The sequence below is a fragment of the Humibacter sp. genome (assembly GCF_035547335.1).
In the GTDB taxonomy this organism is placed as follows: domain Bacteria; phylum Actinomycetota; class Actinomycetes; order Actinomycetales; family Microbacteriaceae; genus Humibacter.
On sequence record NZ_DASZVF010000038.1, the window covers coordinates 1 to 16,430 of the forward strand.

Sequence of the window (16,430 nt, forward strand, 5' to 3'; positions counted from 1 at the left end):
CCCTCAGGCGGCTGCGGCGGGCAGCGCGGTCTCGATCGCCGAGATCACCTCTGGAGCGTCCGGCTCCGTGCGAGGACGGAAGCGGTGCACCTCGCCGGCCGGCGTGATCAGGAACTTCTCGAAGTTCCACTGAATGCGGCCGGCTTTGCCAGAGGCATCCTGCGCCTTCTTGAGCTCCTGATAGAGCGGATGCGCCGACTTGCCGTTCACCTTCACCCGCTCGAACATCGGGAACGTCACGCCCCAGGTCGTCGAGCAGTATTCCTTGATGGCGTCCTCGCTGCCGAGCTCCTGCAGGAACTGGTTGCTCGGGAACCCGAGCACGGTGAATCCCTGCTCGCCGTAGATCTTCTGCAGCGCTTCGAGCTTCTCGTACTGCGGAGAGAGACCGCAGCGGGATGCGACGTTGACGACGAGGATCGCCTTACCGTCGAAAGCGCGAAGGGAGGTGGTCTGTCCGTCGATGGTGGTGAGGGGAAGGTCCCAGGCGGACTCGGAGACGGTGGTCATGGTGCGAGCGTAAGACGACGGCCCCGAGAAGAGGCGAGAAGGGGTGAGAAGTCGGCCGGCTCCCAGGTGCACCGCCCGCGGCGTCCGCATTTCGCGTGGGAACATAGCGCCATGGCATCGGGCTACATCGACGACTTCGCGGCGTTCATTTCGGCATCTCCCTCCTCGTACCACGCGGCGGCCGAGGTGGCGAGGCAGCTCGTGGCGGCGGGCTTCGCCGCCGTCGATGAGACGGAGCCGTGGCCGGTTCCCGAGCCCGGAGTTCCCCAGCGTGGAGTGATCGTGCGCGACGGTGCCGTCGTCGCCTGGGCGGCGCCCGCCGACGTCGAGCCGGGCACGCCATTCCGCATCGTGGGCGCGCACACCGATTCGCCAGGGTTCAAGCTCAAGCCCAGACCGACGACGGGCGCGGCCGGATGGCTCCAGGCCGGCGTCGAGGTCTACGGCGGCCCGTTGCTGAACTCGTGGCTGGACCGCGAGCTGGAGCTCGCGGGGCGTGTGGTCACCAGCGACGGCACCGAGCACCTCGTGCGGTCCGGCCCGCTGCTGCGCATCCCGCAACTGGCCGTGCACCTGGATCGCGGCGTGAACAACGAGGGCCTCGTGCTCGACAAGCAGCGCAACACCCAGCCGGTCTGGGGCGTCGGAGAGGCGCAGGTGGAGGACCTGCTGGCCGAGGTGGTCGCTGTCGGCGGGGTGCTGGCATCCGAGATCGCCGGCTTCGACCTGGTCACCGCCGACACGCAGCCGCCTCGCGTGTTCGGGCTGGACGGCAGTCTTCTGGCGGCCGGCCGCCTCGACAACCTGAGCTCGGTGTACGCCGGTCTGCTTGCGCTGCTGGAGACGGCGGGGAACGACGGCGGACCGGCGCCAGGGCACATCAGCGTGCTCGTCGCTTTCGACCACGAGGAGCTCGGGTCCGAGTCGCGCTCCGGCGCGAGTGGACCCATCCTCGACGATGTGCTGTCGCGGATCGCCGGCGCGACAGGCGCCGACGGCGACGCGCTGCGAAGGGCGTACGCGGCGTCGTGGTGCGTGTCGGCAGACGCGGGCCACGCTGTGCACCCGAACTACCAGGAGAAGCACGATGCGGTGAACCGGCCGATCGCGGGCGGGGGTCCGCTGCTGAAGATCAACGCGAACCAGCGCTATGCGACGGATGCGCACGGCGCGGCGCTGTGGGCGCGGCTCTGCGGAGCCGCCGGCGTTCCGTACCAGGAGTTCGTGTCGAACAACTCCGTGCCATGCGGCACCACCATCGGCCCGCTCACGGCGACGCGCCTGGGCATCCGCACCGTCGACGTCGGCGTGCCGCTGCTGTCGATGCACTCGGCGCGCGAGCTGTGCCACGTCGACGACCCGCGATGGCTCTCTGCCGCTCTCGGCCAGTTCTTCGCCGGCGCGTGAATGCGGCGCCTCAGCGGATCTCGAATCCGGTGAGGCCCTGCGGCACCTCCTCCTCGACGTCCACCGAGAAGACGGATGCGCCGTCCGGTCCCTTCCTGCACCACTCGACGACCCCCGCCACGTCGTCGCGCGCTCCCTCCGCGACGGCTTCGACGGTGCCGTCCGGCAGGTTGCGGATCCAGCCGCGCACCGAGGCGGAACGCGCGACGGCCGCGCACGTGTAGCGGAAGCCGACGCCCTGCACCCGTCCTCTCACGAGCAGGTGCTTGCGGGTGATCTCGGGCATTCCGCGCCTCCTCCGGTGCGTCCTCGGACCGCCGGGCGGTGCGCAGATGCCACGGGGTACGACCGCGCTTAAGACGGCAGGTGTCGGGGCATCCGAAAGATAAGGCATCCGCCCGATTCGAGGTGCCTACCTTAGTCGCGAGCATCGTCTTAGACAACGAGGAAGAGGACGAAGACGATGTACAACGAAGCCCTGGTGAACGCACTGAACTCCGAGCGCAAGCGCGCATACGACGAGCTCGAGCGGGTGCGCAGGCAGCGCGAGATCATGGCCGAGCGGGCCATCGAGAGCGCCGCCACATCCGATGCTCCGACCGGCCGCCCGACGCGCGCTCACCGCCGCCCGGCCGCGTTCGGTCACCTCGCGACGAGGTGACCGGAAGAGGCGGTCGCGGAGTGCGGTCATGGTGTCCGATTCCGTCCTCGCCGTGTCGGTGGTCGGTGGCAGCATGGAGCTTGTGAGATCACCGGTGAGCAGCCCCGAGATGATCGGCCGCGAGGCCGATCTCGAGGGCCTGCTGGCCGAGTTCCGGCGCAGCGCGGACGAGCCCCGGGCCGTGGCCATCGGAGGCGAGGCGGGCATCGGCAAGACCCGGCTGGTGGCCGAGTTCCGCCGCGAGGTCGGCGACGCGCTCGTGCTCACCGGCAGGTGCGTCGACATCGGCGCGGAGAGCGCTCCGTACGCGCCGTTCTCCGCGATCGTGCGGGAGCTCGCCGCCACGATCGGCATCGACGCTCTGCTCGAGGCCGCAGGCCCGGCACGGGCTGTGCTGTCCGTCGTGCTTCCCGAGCTGGCATCCACCGGGCAGCTGCCGCAGCGGGCAGGCACCGAGCGCCTCTACGAGCTCATCGCCGTGCTGTTCGAGAACGTGGCGCGTGAACGCCGGCTCGTGCTGGTGGTCGAAGACCTGCACTGGGCCGACCGCGCGACCATCGAGCTGCTGCGGTTCCTGGTGAGCATGCTGGAGGCTCCCGGAATCCTCATCGTGGTCACGTACCGAAGCGACGAGATCGTGCGCGGGCACCCGCTTCGTCCCGTGCTGCCCGAGCTCGAGCGCAGCAGGCGCCTGGCGAGATGGGAGCTCGCGAGGCTCACCCGCGACCAGGTCGCAGCGCAGATGCAGGCGATCGCGGCGGCGACGCGCCAGGGCGACGGACGCGGCGTGGGTGAGCGCATGAATCAGCACAGCATCGATGAGCACAGCGTCGATGAGCACCGCGTCGATGAGCACAGCGTCGATGAGCGGCTCGTCGACGACTCGCGCATCGACGACGTGTTCGAGCGCAGCGAGGGCGTTCCGTTCTTCGTCGAGGAGCTGGCCGGCGCCGACCATCGCGAAGGGGAGCCGGGGTCGGGCGTGCTGCCCGAGACGTTGCGCGAGCTGCTGCTCGCCCGTTACGAGCGACTCGACGAGACGACGCAGCACCTGCTCCGGCTGCTCGCGGTGGGCGGTGCGTGCGTACGCCACGACCTGCTCGCCGTCGTGTACCCGGGAAGCGCCATCGAGCTGGATGCCGCCATCCGCTCCGCCGTCGACGCCGCGCTGCTGGTGATCGACGACAGCTGTTACGACTTCAGGCACGCCCTGGTGCGCGCCGCCGTGCTGAGCGAGGTGCTGCCTGGCGAGCGGGTGCGCTACCACGCCGCATACGCGGATGCCCTGGAGAGCTTCGCCGGCACCGGGCGCCTCGTCGCCCACGAGATCTCCCAGCACCGCCTCGACGCGCACGACCCCGTTCGCGCCTTTCCCGCCACGCTCGCCGCGATGCGCGAGGCGCGGCAGGCCTACGCGTTCGCGCGCTCGGCCCGCATGGGGGAACGCGCACTCGAACTGTGGGAACAGCTCGAGGACGCCGAGTCCGTGGCGGGCATGTCGCACGTGACGCTGATGCAGCGCACGGCGGCGGCCTGGCACGACGCCGGCGACAACGATCGCGCGCTCACCGTGGTGGATGCCGCGCTCGCGGAGAGCGGTCCGGGTCCGGACGACCCGCGGGATGAATGCCACGACGTCGAGCAGCACGCCGAACTCCTCGCCGACAAGGCGCAGTACCTCGCTGCGCTGTCGCGTCCCGGCTCCACCGCCCTGCTGGAGGAGGCGCTCGCGGAACTCGGAGACGACGCGTGCTCGGAGACGACGGCCGAGGTGCTGGGCGACCTGGCGGGACGTCTCATGCTCGAGGCGCGGTACGACGAGGCGGTGTCCGTCGCCACGAAGGCGCTCGCGCAGGCGGATGCTGCCGGATCCCTGTCGCGCCGCTCGGTGTCGCACAACATCCGAGGGGTCTCGCTGGTGGGACTGGGTCGCATCGAAGAGGGGCTGGCCGATCTCGAGCGTGCCGGGGAGCTTGCGGCGACCAGGGACGGCGCCCTGATGCGGTACCGCGTCAACACGTCCGACGTGATGCACCTGATCGGCCGTTACGCGGATGCCGTGCAGATCGGCAACGCGGGCGTGGAGCGTGCGCGGCAACTGGGAGTGCAGCGCACGGGCGGCGTGATGCTGGCGTCCAACACGGTGGAGCCGCTCGCAGCCCTCGGACGATGGGACGACGCGTTCGCGCTGCTCGAGCCGGCGCTCGCGCTGAACCCGCCACCCGGTTTCCGGGTGCACCTGCAGCGCATCAAGCTGTGGCTGCTCACCTGGAAGGGCGAACTGGTCGCGGCGGACGAGCTGTGGCATCTGTGGGCGCCGACGATGAAGGTGCAGGCCGAGATCGAGGTGCAGTCCCGGCTCGGCGTCGCGCGTGTCGAGGCCGAGCTGGCGCTGGCGCTGGGCGACGTGGAGCGGGCGTGGCGAGCGCTCAGCGTGCTGCTGCGAGACCACCGCACCATGAGCGGGTACGACCTGCCGCTGCTGGCGGATGCCGGGCGCACGCTCGCGCAGCTGCGCGCCGGACAACCTGGCGGTCCGCTCGAGCACATCGACCTGGACTCGGCGGAGGCGGGGCTGCGCGAGGTGCTGGCATCCGCCAGGAACTGGCCTACCGAGCCGGTGTGGGCACCGCTGTTCGAGGCCGAGCTCGCCGCGAACGGGGTGGACGCCGACGCCTGGGACGACGCCGTTCAGGCGTCGCTGCGCGCTGACGCTCCCGCGCACCTGGAGCCGTACGCGCGCTTCCGGCATGCGCAGGCACTGTTGGCTGCCACGGCGGGCGGCACCGGATCGGCGCGGCAGCGATCGGTGCAGCAGCGCTCGGTGCAGCAGCGCTCGGTGCAGCAGGTCTCGGCGGCCCATCGCGAGTCGGCGCATCAGGAGCTCGTGGTGTCCCGCCGACTCGCGGAGCGGCTCGGCTCCGGGCTGCTGCTCGGCTGGATCGACGAGTTCGGGCACCGGTCAGGTCTGGAGACGGACGCTCAGGAGCGACCGGAGGCGTCGCGCGCCGAGGAGACGACGTGGGAGGCGCGACTCACGGAACGGGAACGGCAGGTGCTCGAGCTCATCGCGCAGGGGCTGAGCAACAAGCAGATCGGCGAGCGGCTCTACATCAGCACGAAGACCGCGAGCGTGCACGTCTCGGCGATCCTTCGCAAGCTCGGTGCGACGAGCCGCACCGAGGCCGCGTACCTCGCCAGGGGAATGGGCCGCGGTGTGGAGGTGTCGGCGTAGGGCCGGCCGTTCAGCTCTTGTCGCTCGCGCGTTCCGCCCGCTGCTTTTTCATTCGGGCGTTCTCCGCTCGCACCGCCGCCTGGGTCGCGCGCTCCTTCACGAGCCACGCCGGGGGAGAGGCGAGCAGATCCCGGATCTCGGCGGTGGTGAGGGCATCCGTGACCCCGGCGCGCGCCAGCCCGCTCGTCGAGACGCCGAGCTTGCGCGCGACCACGTCACGCGGGTGCGGCCCGTCGCGACGCAGATCCGTCAGCCACTGCGGAGGCTCGGACTGCAACGCCGCGAACCGCTCACGGGTGATGGCCGACGAGCGGAACTCCTCGGGCGTCGCGGGCAGATACACGCCCAGCTTCTTCGCCGCGGTTTCCGGCTTCATCGCGCCCGGACCGGGCTGCAGCGTCTCGCTCATCCCTCCAGGCTAGATGGCGGCCGGCACGGTGCGGCGCGGAATCGGCGGCAGAATGGCAGGAGAGCGCAGGGTTGTCGCTCTCGTCGCGCACGACGAGAGGCGCACGGCGTGTGGTGGCAGCGTGGGGCGACCGGGGCGGCGAGGGGAGGCATCCGTGGCGAACGAGCGCGTGAACGAGTCCCGTCCGCCTGCCGTCCCGTTCCGCGTCGCGTACGTGCGGGGCGTGACGCCGACCAAGTGGGAACGCCTGTGGCGGGAGAGGATGCGACGCGTCCCCCTCGAGCTCGCGCGCATCGACCAGCACGAGCAGCTCGCGGTGCTCCGCGATGGCCGGGCAGACATGGCGTTCGTGCGGCTTCCGATCGACAGGGAAGGTCTGCACGCCATCCCGTTGTACGAGGAGCGGCAGGTCGTCGTCGTGCCGAAGGACGACGCCATCGCCGCCGCCGACCACGTGTCGCTCGCGGAGGTGGCTGAGCTCGGCGCCCCCGTGCATCCCTTCGACGCGGCAGTCGAAGATGCTCTGGCGCTCGTAGCGGCCGGTGTCGGCAGCGTCGTGCTGCCGCAGTCGGTGGCCCGGGTGCATTCGCGCCAGGATCTGGTCGCGCGCGACGTGTCGGATGCCGAACACACGCGCATCGCGCTGGCCTGGCTCAGCGACCCCCGGCCGGCGCGCACCGCGGACGACCAGCACCGGATCGACACGTTCATCGGCATCGTGCGCGGGCGCACCGTGAACAGCTCGCGCGCCTGAGGTTCCGACGTTCATCGCAGCGTCTCCCGCGTCCATCGCAGCCCCTCCGACGTGCGCCGCAGCGTCTCCATCGCGCAGGGCGCCCGCGGCGTGCCCGCCGCTAGCCTTGACGGGTGAGCCCAGCAGACGACACCCGACTCGACGAGCGGGTGAAGGGGCTCGGCTCGCCCGACGACGTGTTCGACGTGTTCTCGGAATGGGCCGGCGAACGCGGCCTCACGCTGTACCCGGCCCAGGAGGAATCCCTCATCGGCATCGTCTCGGGGGCCAACGTCATCGTCTCCACGCCGACCGGTACCGGGAAGTCGCTGATCGCGGTCGGCGCGCACGCGGCGGCGATGGCCGACGGCCGCCGCTCGTTCTACACCGCGCCCATCAAGGCGCTCGTGTCGGAGAAGTTCTTCGCGCTGGCCGACACGTTCGGGGCGGAGAACGTGGGCATGATGACGGGCGACTCCCAGGTGAACCCTGACGCGCCGGTCATCTGCTGCACCGCGGAGATCCTCGCCAATCTCGCGCTGCGCCTCGGTCCGGACGCTCCTGTCGACCAGGTGGTGATGGACGAGTTCCACTTCTACGCCGACCCCGACCGTGGCTGGGCGTGGCAGGTTCCGCTGCTCGTTCTCGAGCGTGCCCAGTTCGTGCTGATGAGCGCCACGCTGGGCGACGTGAGCGGCATCGCCGACGACCTCTCCGGGCGCACACACCGCGAGACGATCGCCGTCACGGGCGTCGAGCGACCAGTTCCGCTGGACTACGAGTACGCGCTCACCCCCGTGCACGAGACGATCCAGGAGCTGCTGGATGCGGGCAAGGCGCCCGTCTACGTCGTGCACTTCTCGCAGAAGGATGCGCTCGAGCGGGCACAGGCGCTGGCGGGCGCATCCGTCGCCAGCAGGGAGCAGCGGAATGCCATCGCGGACGCGATCGGCGGCTTCCGGTTCGCCACCGGCTTCGGGCACACCCTGTCCCGCTTGCTGCGCCTGGGCATCGGTGTACACCACGCCGGCATGCTGCCGAAGTACCGCCGGCTCGTCGAGCAACTGGCGCAGCGAGGACTGCTGCGCGTCGTGTGCGGCACGGACACGCTGGGCGTGGGCATCAACGTGCCGATCCGCACCGTGCTGCTCACGGCCCTGACGAAGTTCGACGGCAGCCGGATGCGCCAGCTCACGGCCCGCGAGTTCCACCAGATCGCGGGTCGCGCCGGGCGGGCGGGGTACGACACGGCGGGAACGGTGGTCGCTCAGGCGCCCGAGCACGACATCGAGAATGCCCGAGCTGTGGCGAAGGCGGGGGACGACCCGAAGAAGAAGCGCAAGATCGTGCGGAAGCGAGCCCCAGAGGGATTCGTGTCGTGGGGAGAGCCATCGTTCCGGCGGCTCATCGACGCCGAGCCGGAGACGCTGTCTCCGCACATGCAGATCACGAGCGCGATGATCGTCAACGTCATCGGCCGGGGTGGAGACGTCTTCGCCAACGTGCGCTCGCTCGTGTTCGACAATCACGAGCCGTGGAAGCGTCAGCTGGAGCTCGCGCGGCGAGCGCTGGGCATCTACCGCACGCTCGTGACGGCGGGAGTCGTCGAGAAGGGGCGGGACGGCATCCCCCGGCTCACGGTCGACCTGCAGCCCAACTTCGCCCTGAACCAGCCGCTGTCGCCGTTCGCGCTCGCGGCGTTCGAGTTGTTCTCGCCCGTCGACGACGCGCCAGGCGGCGGCACGGGGAGGGGACCGGCACCCTCGGCAGGCGAGAACAGCTCGGCCGGTGCGATGGTCGGTGGGAACGCGTCACCACGTGGCGTAGGCACGGGCGACTACGCCCTCGACATCGTGTCGGTCGTGGAGGCGACGCTCGATGATCCGCGCCCCGTGCTGTTCGCGCAGCAGCACCTGGCGCGAGGCGAGGCGATCGCCGCGATGAAGGCGGAGGGCATCGAGTACGACGAACGCATGGAGCTCCTCGAGGAGGTGTCGTGGCCGAAGCCGCTCGACGGCATCCTGCAGCAGGCGTTCGAGACCTACAGCGCGAGCCAGCCCTGGGTACGCGACTTCGAACTGAGCCCCAAGGCCGTGGTGCGCGACATGTTCGAACGGGCCATGACGTTCGCCGAGTACATCGCGTTCTACAAACTCGCCGGCAGCGAGGGGGTTGTGCTGCGCTACCTCTCCGACGCCTTCCGGGCGCTGCGGCAGACGGTTCCCGACGAGGCGAAGAACGACGAGCTGCGCGACGTCATCGAATGGCTGGGCGAGCTCGTGCGGCAGGTCGACTCCAGCCTGCTGGACGAGTGGGAGGAGCTCGTGCACCCGGATGCCGTTCGCCACGCCGAAGAGACCGCGATCGTTCCGCCGGAGCCGCGCACCGTCACCTCCAACCGGCGGGCGTTCCTCGTGCTCGTGCGCAACGAGCTGTTCCGCCGTGTGCAGTGGGCGGCGCTGGACCGGCCCGACGAGCTCGCAGCGCTCGACCCCGAATTCGGCGAGGATGCCTGGGCCGACGCCCTCGACGCCTACTACGCTCAGCACGATTCCATCGGCACCGACGCCGATGCACGCAGCGCCGCCATGCTCATCGTCGACGAATCGGATGCGCAGGCCGCGCACGTCTGGCACGTGCGGCAGATCCTCGCCGATCCTGCGGGCGACCACGACTGGGGCATCGCCGCCGACGTGGATCTGGCCGCCTCCGACCAGGCGGGCGCCGCAGTCCTCCGCGTGACGGCGGTCGGCGCGCTCTGACCGGCGAGCCGGGCCCGAGGAACGCTGTCAGCGCGAGGTCGTCAGGCCACGGTCACGAGCGGAGCCGACTCGTCGGCGGCCCACTCGTTCAGCGACCCGTCGTACACGGTCACGTCGTCGCGGCCGAGCACGGCCAGCGCCAGCGCGTCGGCGGTCGCTGCGACTCCGCCTGCGCAGTACGTCACGACGGGCTCGGGCGAGGCCAGCACGTCCGCGAGCACGCCGCGCAGCTCCTCGTCGGGCAGGAACGTGTTGGTTTGCCGGTCGACGAGCCGGCCGGCGGGTGCGCTGATGCTGCCGGGAATGTGCCCGAGTCTCGGCCGATGGCCGGTCTCGCCGGAGAACTCCCGCGGCGGAAGCCCGCAGACGAGCGTCGCCGCCTGCTCGCCGCTCAGCGCGCGTTCGATGCGGCTCTTGTCCGCCCAGAACCCGGGCAGCTCGGTCGCCTGGTAGCCGGCCGTCGGCGTCGGCTCGACGTGTCCGACGTCGAGCGGCCGCTGCTCGGCGGCCCACGTGCGCAGGCCGCCGTCGAGCACGGCCACATGCTCGTGCCCGAACGAGCGGAACAGCCACCACAGTCGCGCCGCCCACTGGCCGACGGCGTCGTCGTACACGACGACGAACGTGTCACGGTCGATGCCGAGGGAGGCCGCAGCACGGGAGAAGCGGTCGGCATCCGGCCGCGTGAAGGCGAACTCGCCCCGTGGGTCGCTGAACTCCTCCAGCAGATCGGCGAAGACCGCGCCGGGCACGTGACCCCCGACGAGATACTGCTCGTGCCCGGTGACGTAGGCGGGATGCCCGTCGAAACCCTGCACCTGCACGACGGTCGCATCCACGACGACGAGCCGCGGCTCCGCGTCGTGCGGGGCGGCCAGCCGGCGCGCGAGTTCCTCGGTCGAGACGAGGTGGGGCCGTGCGGTGCGGCCGATCGCGGATTCCAGCGCAGTCACCGCCCCACCGTACGACCGAGGCGGCGCGCACCGCGGAGCGCGCTCAACACGGCGTAACGCGCGCTCGCGGCCGCTAGTCGGCGACGTCCGTGTTGACGGAGGCGTATCGGCCGACGGCCGACGACGAGAGGTCGGGCCGCACCAGCTCGCCGATACCGCGGGCCGACAGGATGTCGCGGTGGGCGGCATCCGTCGACGTGACGAACGCCGGGTCCATTCCTGACTCGCAGAGGTCGACCCAGGCCTGGAAGATCGCCCCGCCAGGGCTCATCGCGGTGCGGCTGACCGGCACGTCGTGATCGTCGACGTCGATGACGACGGCCACGCGACGCTGGGCGGGAGCGGGTGGATGCCGGAGCTCGGCGGCGAGCTCCGCGAGCCTCCGCCCCGTCTCCTTGACGCGGCCGCCCTGATCGATGAGCCCGAGCGAGTACTCGAGCTCGGGGAAGTCGGCCAGCCCGCGGTCCACGTCGTGCGAGCACCACCACGTGACGCCCCACAGACCGGCGGACCGCGTTGCGGCACGCACCGTCGCCTCGAGGAAGCCCGGCATCTCCTGCTCGTCCAGGCAGTTGGACGGCGCACCCACCTCCTGCAGCCAGATGCCGCGACGCGGGTCGGCCTGGAACGCGCGCGACAGCTCGATGAGGTACTCGGCATGGCGATCGGATGCCGTCGAGCGCCCGCCGTACCGCTGCGCCGTGCCGTTGAAGATCCACGAGTGCACGGTGGTCATGGCGCCCATACGGCTCGCCTGCGCCGGCGTGAACGGATGCCCGTCGAGGTACCACACGGCGTCGTACTCGCTGTGCACGTGCGTCGCGTGCGGTGCCGCGTCGCGCGCGGCATCCAGCAGCGTCTCCAGCCACCGTTCGGCCTGCTCCTGAGACGCCGGCCACGGCGAAGGGTGCGGACGATCCGAGAACTGGTTCACCTCGTTGCCGAGCGTGAGGCCGAGGAAGTTCGGGGCGTCGGCCAGACGCGAGCCCAGCGAACGGACGAGCGCTGCCTGGGCATCCACCACGGCCGGCTCCGTGAACATGTTGCGGTCGTGCCAGGTCGCCAGCCAGGAGGGCACGAAGTCGAAGCTCGACAGGTGCCCCTGCAGAACGTCGACGCTCGCATCCAGCTCGAACTCCGCTGCGATGTCGACGACCGTGCGCACGTCGTCGAGCGCCTCCGCTCGGATCAGAGTGCGGTTGGGCTGCAGCACGGGCCAGAGCGGGAAGACCCTGACGTGGTCGAGGCCGAGCTCCGCGATGGCGGCGAAGTCACGACGCACGTCATCCGGGCGGAGGGAGAGCCAGGAGTGCATCCACTCCCGTGACGGCGTGTAGTTGACGCCGAACCGCACGGACGCTGTCGTGCGGGAGACGTCATCCGGTCGTGCCCGCTCGTCGTGGGCGGCGGAACGTTCTGCGTCAGGCATGTCATCACGGTACCGACGCGCATCCGCCGCGCGCTGGGAGCCCCAGCGTGCGGACCCGAGCGCGTTTCACGTGCAGAAAATGTCGATCCCCGCCCTTCGGTCGGCATTATCTGTCATCGAAACGCGGCCCGGGCTGACACGGCCGTGAGCGTCTGTAAGCGGCACGTAAGTGCGGCGAAAGCGGCCGCGCGCATCCTGTTCATCGAGCTCGACGCCCACTCCGGCGTCGCCCCGACGACAACAACACGACACACCAACCACGACACATGACACACGACACACGACAAGGAGGGATCGCCATGAACGCACGGAACGACATCACGGGCGCGGACTGGGCCATCGAGGCCCACGGACTCGTCAAGACGTTCGGCGACAACCGGGCGGTCGACGGCGTCGACCTGCTCGTACGACCGGGCACGGTCTACGGCGTGCTCGGGCCCAACGGCGCGGGCAAGACCACGACCATCAGCATGCTCGCGACGCTGCTCAAGCCCGATGCCGGCGCCGCCAGCATCTTCGGCCACGACGTCATGAAGGAGGCGCAGATCGTGCGCCAGCTCATCGGCGTCACCGGCCAGTACGCCTCGGTCGACGAGACGCTGTCGGCCACCGAGAACCTCGTGATCTTCTCGCGCCTGCTGGGCCTCGGCCGCAAGGAGTCGAAGCTGAAGGCCGAGGAGCTGCTCGAACGGTTCGGGCTGACGGATGCCGCCAAGCGGCCGCTGAAGAAGTTCTCCGGCGGCATGCGGCGCAGGCTCGACCTCGCGGCATCCCTCATCGCCCAGCCGCCGCTCATCTTCCTCGACGAGCCGACGACGGGCCTCGACCCGCGCACGCGCGGCCAGATGTGGGACACCATCCGCGAGCTGGTGGCGACCGGATCCACCGTGCTGCTCACCACGCAGTACCTCGACGAGGCCGACCAGCTGGCCGACCGCATCGCGGTCATCGACCGCGGTCGCGTCGTCGCGGAGGGCACGGCCGACGAGCTGAAGGCATCCGTCGGCACGTCCTCTCTGCAGCTGCGCATCGAGGACCCGGCGGACACCGAGGATGCCCTCACCGCCATCGAGCGCGTGCTGGGCGTGCGCGGCTCGCTCTCACCCGAGGCCGCGCGCATCACGGCTCCGATGGCAGACGCCGACCGCGTCACCGACCTGCTCGTCACGCTGCGCGAGGCGGGCATCCATCTGACCGAGATGAGCGTTCGGCAGCCGAGCCTCGACGAGGTCTTCCTCACCATCACAGGCCACGACGCGGCCGATCAGAACACGCCAGAGCCCGAAGACGGCGCAGGCGAGAAGGAGAAGGTGAACGCATGAGCACCATCGCGCCGTCACCGACAGCACCGGGACGCATCGTTCCGCCGTCCGAGAGACGGCTCAAGAACCACACCAGCCTGCGCGAGACCCTGAGCAACACGTTCACGATGGCCTACCGCGGCCTCGTGAAGATCCGGCGAACGCCGGAGCAGCTCGTGGATGTCACGGTGCAGCCGATCATCTTCACGCTCATGTTCGCGTACCTCTTCGGAGGCGCGATCGCCGGCAACGTGCAGAGCTACCTGCCGCTCCTCATCCCCGGCATCCTCGTGCAGACCGTCATCACCACGTCCGTGGTGACCGGCGTGCAGCTTAGGGAGGACATGGACAAGGGCGTGTTCGACAGGTTCCGCTCGCTTCCGATCGCCCGCATCGCGCCGCTCTCCGGCGCCCTGCTCGCCGACACCGTGCGGTACGCGATCGCCACGACCATCACGTTCGTTGTTGGCTACGTGATCGGATACCACCCGGCCGGCGGCTTCGGAAACGTCGTGCTGGCCGGGCTGCTCATCATCGCCTGCTCCTGGGCGATCAGCTGGATCTTCGCGTTCTTCGGGGTGATCGCTCGCACGGCATCCAGCGTGCAGGGCATCTCGATGCTCGTGCTGTTCCCGCTGACGTTCCTCTCGAACGCCTACGTGCCGGTGAAGAGCCTGCCTCAGGTGCTGCAGTGGTTCGTGAACGTGAACCCGATCTCGCACCTCGTCACGGCCGTTCGAGACCTCGCCAACAACGGGACCATCGGCGGCGACCTGTGGATCTCGCTGCTGGGCGCGGCGATCATCGTAGTGGTGTTCGCACCGCTGACGGTCCGCGCGTACATGCGCAAGGCCTGACGTCACCGGCCGAACGGGAAGGGAAGACCATGACAGCGTCCGAGTCGACGGGGCGCATCGCGCTCCTCGTGCGTGAGCCGTCTGGTCGTCCGAGCCCCAGGGCCGTGCCGTTCTGGACGTGGAACGCGATCGTCGGCTGGGTCGTGTTCGCGTGCCTCCAGCTCGCCTGGATGCTGATCGCGAACGCGTGGAGCAGCCCGCCCCATCTCGGCGGGCTTGCGCTCACGGCGCTCGTCGCCGTCGTGCACGTCTCGGTCATGCCGAGATGGCGGTACCGCGTGCACAGGTGGGAGATCACCGACGACGCCGTCTGCGTGCGCAGCGGATGGCTCACCCAGGAGACCCGCGTCGCCCCCATCGCCCGACTGCAGACCGTCGACTCGCGTCGCGGGTTCCTGCACCGCATCTACGGTCTCACCACCGTCACCGTCACCACGGCGTCGTCTGCCGGCGCGCTGAGCATCCACGCTCTCGATGACGCCGTCGCTCGCGACGTCGTGGCGGCGCTGACGGCCGTGGCCCAGCAGACGCCAGGAGACGCGACATGACGTCGCACCCCGTGCCCGACGACGCGGAGTCGGCGGAGCGTAGCGGGATGCCGTCGCCAGGCGCGGATGCCGACGCCACGCCGTGGCGCAGGCTCGACCCGCGCATGCTGCTCGTGCACCCGGTGCGGGAGCTGATCAGATACCTGCCCGTGCTGCTTCTCGCGGTCGTCGCGGGTTCCGTCGGCGGCGAGCCGTGGTGGACGTACGTGCTCTCCGGCCTCGGCGTCGTCGTCGGCCTGCTCCGCTGGGTCACGACCAGCTACCGCATCACGGACACGCACGTGCAGGTGCGCCGCGGCTTCCTGAACCGCCGCACGCTCTCCGTGCCGCGCGAGCGCATCCGCTCGGTCGACGTCGACGCGTCGCTGCTGCACCGCCTCGTCGGCCTGGCCGTGGTGAAGGTGGGGACGAGTGCGTCGCACGGGCAGGACGGGCTCGACTTCGACGGCGTCGCCGTCTCCGAGATCCCGGGACTGCGCGCCGAGCTGCTGCGCGGCATCGAGCAGGACGGGACGGACGCGACGGCGCCGTCGGATGCCGCGCCGGCACCGCTCGACGGCGGCTCGGCGACGCGCGGAGGAACGTCGGCCTCCGCCATGGCGGACGCGGAGGCTGCCGGTCGCGACTTCAGCGGCTGGCGCTGGTCGTGGGCCAGGTTCGCGCCGTTCACGCTGACCGGAGTCGGGTCGCTGCTCGCCGCCGCGTTCTTCGCGCTGCAGCTGCAGTTCTTCGACGGCGGACTGCTCGTCAGGCTGCCGATCGTGCGCGCGGGTCTGGATGCCGCGGGCCGTGTCCCACCCGTCGAGCTCGTTCTCGCCGGGGCCATCGTGCTCATCGCAGCGGCCTCGGTCATCGCGCTCGCGCGGTACGTGCTGTCGTACAGCGGCTTCACGATCTGGCGCTCGGATGCGACGACGCTGCACGTTCGCCACGGACTGCTCCGCACGCGGCAGGTCACGCTCGACGAGCGCCGCCTGCGCGGCGTCAGCCTCAACGAGCCGCTGTCGCTGCGCGCCGTCGGTGCGGCATCCGTGCACGCCATCATGACGGGCCTCGGACGCGACAGGGCCGGGCTCCTCGTGGTCGAGCCGGCCGGACCCCGCGCCGACGGCATGCGCGTCGCGTCCGCCGTGCTCGGGGATGCGGAACCGCTCACGTGCGAGCTGCAGCGGCACGGTCCGCGCGCGCATCGTCGCCGCTACACCCGGGCCGCCACCGGGGTCGCGCTGCTGGCAGCTGCAGCGCTCGCCGCGCAGGCGCTCGGCTACCTGCATCCGCTGGCCTGGACCGCGTTCGCCGCCATCGTGCCCGCTGCCTGCCTGCTGGCCGAGGACCGATGGCGGGGACTCGGGCACGCGCTGCTTCCCGGCCGGCTCGTCACGAGCCACGGATCGCTCGCGCGCAAGCGCGTCGTGCTCGACACGGCGGGCATCATCGGCTTCAGGGTGCGCAGGTCGTTCTTCCAGCGACGTGCCGGGCTCGCGACGCTGATCGCCACGACGGCGGCCGGCCGGCACAGGTACTCGATTCCCGACATCCCGGTCGACGAGGCGTGGCGCATCGCCGACGAGGTGCTCGTGCGCACGCCGCGGGCGGTGGAGCTCGCCGGCGTGGATCCGGCTCGC

At 70.6% G+C, this 16,430-nt stretch carries 14 protein-coding genes; 9 read left to right on the forward strand and 5 right to left on the reverse strand.

Annotated features, from left to right (window positions below):
- Positions 1–3 precede the first annotated feature (3 nt).
- Complete coding sequence (locus VHB92_RS08345; protein WP_325453239.1) at positions 4–510, reverse strand: glutathione peroxidase; 507 nt, start codon at positions 508–510, stop codon at positions 4–6.
- A 111-nt stretch (positions 511–621) separates the two neighbouring features.
- Here VHB92_RS08345 and VHB92_RS08350 point away from each other — a divergent pair, with 111 nt between their 5' ends.
- Entirely contained in the window at positions 622–1,917 is a 1,296-nt protein-coding gene (locus VHB92_RS08350; protein ID WP_325453241.1) for a M18 family aminopeptidase, read from the forward strand.
- A 10-nt stretch (positions 1,918–1,927) separates the two neighbouring features.
- Here the strand turns inward: VHB92_RS08350 and VHB92_RS08355 are convergent, their stop codons facing one another.
- On the reverse strand, positions 1,928–2,203 hold the full coding sequence (locus VHB92_RS08355) for an acylphosphatase (RefSeq protein ID WP_325453243.1): 276 nt from the start codon (positions 2,201–2,203) through the stop codon (positions 1,928–1,930).
- Between the two features lie 177 nt (positions 2,204–2,380).
- Between VHB92_RS08355 and VHB92_RS08360 the strand changes: the two genes are divergently transcribed.
- Together VHB92_RS08360 and VHB92_RS08365 are read left to right on the forward strand one after the other, a co-directional pair.
- Positions 2,381–2,578: a hypothetical protein gene (locus VHB92_RS08360; RefSeq protein ID WP_325453245.1), complete on the forward strand. Its 198-nt coding sequence runs from the start codon at positions 2,381–2,383 to the stop codon at positions 2,576–2,578.
- A gap of 82 nt (positions 2,579–2,660) precedes the next feature.
- Complete coding sequence (locus VHB92_RS08365) at positions 2,661–5,813, forward strand: helix-turn-helix transcriptional regulator (RefSeq protein WP_325453247.1); 3,153 nt, start codon at positions 2,661–2,663, stop codon at positions 5,811–5,813.
- A 10-nt stretch (positions 5,814–5,823) separates the two neighbouring features.
- Here the strand turns inward: VHB92_RS08365 and VHB92_RS08370 are convergent, their stop codons facing one another.
- Positions 5,824–6,222: a DUF5997 family protein gene (locus tag VHB92_RS08370; RefSeq protein ID WP_325453250.1), complete on the reverse strand. Its 399-nt coding sequence runs from the start codon at positions 6,220–6,222 to the stop codon at positions 5,824–5,826.
- A 154-nt stretch (positions 6,223–6,376) separates the two neighbouring features.
- On the opposite strand from VHB92_RS08370, the gene VHB92_RS08375 reads away from it, so the two are divergent.
- Together VHB92_RS08375 and VHB92_RS08380 are read left to right on the forward strand one after the other, a co-directional pair.
- Entirely contained in the window at positions 6,377–6,976 is a 600-nt protein-coding gene (locus VHB92_RS08375; protein ID WP_325453252.1) for a LysR family transcriptional regulator substrate-binding protein, read from the forward strand.
- 113 nt (positions 6,977–7,089) lie between these two features.
- On the forward strand, positions 7,090–9,717 hold the full coding sequence (locus tag VHB92_RS08380) for a DEAD/DEAH box helicase (RefSeq protein ID WP_325453254.1): 2,628 nt from the start codon (positions 7,090–7,092) through the stop codon (positions 9,715–9,717).
- A 41-nt stretch (positions 9,718–9,758) separates the two neighbouring features.
- On the opposite strand, the gene VHB92_RS08385 is transcribed toward VHB92_RS08380, so the two are convergent.
- Together VHB92_RS08385 and VHB92_RS08390 are read right to left on the reverse strand one after the other, a co-directional pair.
- Positions 9,759–10,670, reverse strand: a complete 912-nt coding sequence (locus VHB92_RS08385) for a sulfurtransferase (RefSeq protein ID WP_325453256.1) — start codon at positions 10,668–10,670, stop codon at positions 9,759–9,761.
- 73 nt (positions 10,671–10,743) lie between these two features.
- Positions 10,744–12,099 (reverse strand): glycosyl hydrolase, encoded by a 1,356-nt coding sequence (locus VHB92_RS08390; RefSeq protein WP_325453258.1) that lies wholly within the window; start codon positions 12,097–12,099, stop codon positions 10,744–10,746.
- Positions 12,100–12,398: 299 nt separating this feature from the next.
- On the opposite strand from VHB92_RS08390, the gene VHB92_RS08395 reads away from it, so the two are divergent.
- From VHB92_RS08395 to VHB92_RS08410, 4 genes are all read left to right on the forward strand, one after another.
- On the forward strand, positions 12,399–13,421 hold the full coding sequence (locus VHB92_RS08395; protein ID WP_325453260.1) for an ATP-binding cassette domain-containing protein: 1,023 nt from the start codon (positions 12,399–12,401) through the stop codon (positions 13,419–13,421).
- A complete protein-coding gene (locus tag VHB92_RS08400) occupies positions 13,418–14,257 on the forward strand; it encodes an ABC transporter permease (protein WP_325453262.1) in 840 nt (279 codons plus the stop codon). Before VHB92_RS08395 ends, VHB92_RS08400 begins: the two co-directional genes overlap by 4 nt.
- Positions 14,258–14,286: 29 nt before the next feature.
- Positions 14,287–14,805, forward strand: coding sequence for a PH domain-containing protein (locus VHB92_RS08405; protein ID WP_325453264.1), 519 nt, complete (start codon positions 14,287–14,289; stop codon positions 14,803–14,805).
- Positions 14,802–16,430: PH domain-containing protein (locus VHB92_RS08410; RefSeq protein ID WP_325453265.1), on the forward strand; the 1,629-nt coding region annotated here is incomplete at its 3' end. The genes VHB92_RS08405 and VHB92_RS08410, both read left to right, overlap by 4 nt.

Coding starts and splice junctions, on each gene's coding strand:
- VHB92_RS08345 (WP_325453239.1), bottom strand. CDS start 510: ATGACCACCGTCTCCGAGTCCGCCTGGGACCTTCCCCTCACCACCATC.
- VHB92_RS08350 (WP_325453241.1), top strand. CDS start 622: ATGGCATCGGGCTACATCGACGACTTCGCGGCGTTCATTTCGGCATCT.
- VHB92_RS08355 (WP_325453243.1), bottom strand. CDS start 2,203: ATGCCCGAGATCACCCGCAAGCACCTGCTCGTGAGAGGACGGGTGCAG.
- VHB92_RS08360 (WP_325453245.1), top strand. CDS start 2,381: ATGTACAACGAAGCCCTGGTGAACGCACTGAACTCCGAGCGCAAGCGC.
- VHB92_RS08370 (WP_325453250.1), bottom strand. CDS start 6,222: ATGAGCGAGACGCTGCAGCCCGGTCCGGGCGCGATGAAGCCGGAAACC.
- VHB92_RS08390 (WP_325453258.1), bottom strand. CDS start 12,099: ATGCCTGACGCAGAACGTTCCGCCGCCCACGACGAGCGGGCACGACCG.
- VHB92_RS08395 (WP_325453260.1), top strand. CDS start 12,399: ATGAACGCACGGAACGACATCACGGGCGCGGACTGGGCCATCGAGGCC.
- VHB92_RS08400 (WP_325453262.1), top strand. CDS start 13,418: ATGAGCACCATCGCGCCGTCACCGACAGCACCGGGACGCATCGTTCCG.
- VHB92_RS08405 (WP_325453264.1), top strand. CDS start 14,287: ATGACAGCGTCCGAGTCGACGGGGCGCATCGCGCTCCTCGTGCGTGAG.